Consider the following 409-nt stretch of genomic DNA (forward strand, 5'->3'; position numbering starts at 1 on the left):
ATACTGCGATGGGCGCCTTCAGCCGCATCGATTGCCTGGTCAACAATGCCGGCGTCGGCGCTGTCGTGCGCGGCGATCTGCTGGAGCTGAAGCCGGAGAATTTCGACCGCGCCCTCGGCATCAATCTGCGCGGCACCGTGTTCCTCAGCCAGGCCGTCGCCAAGGCCATGCTGGCGAAACCAAGCGATCAGGCGAAATCGATTATCACCATCACCTCGATCAGCGCCGAAGCGGCCTCGCCGGAACGCGCCGACTACTGCGTCTCGAAAGCCGGCCTGTCGATGTGGGTGAAAACCCTGGCGCTGCGACTCGCTGCCGAAGGGATCGGCGTGTTCGAGGTGCGGCCTGGCATCATCCGCACCGACATGACATCAGGCGTTGCCGCCAAATATGACGCGCTGATCGACGG

1 protein-coding gene is annotated in these 409 nt (G+C 63.6%); it reads left to right on the forward strand.

Going from position 1 to position 409, the window contains the following annotated elements; genetic code table 11:
- A partial coding sequence (locus EOA29_RS40545; protein WP_127222614.1) for an SDR family oxidoreductase occupies positions 1 to 409 on the forward strand: 409 nt, incomplete at both ends.

The sequence above is a fragment of the Mesorhizobium sp. M1E.F.Ca.ET.063.01.1.1 genome (assembly GCF_003998155.1).
Taxonomy (GTDB): domain Bacteria; phylum Pseudomonadota; class Alphaproteobacteria; order Rhizobiales; family Rhizobiaceae; genus Mesorhizobium.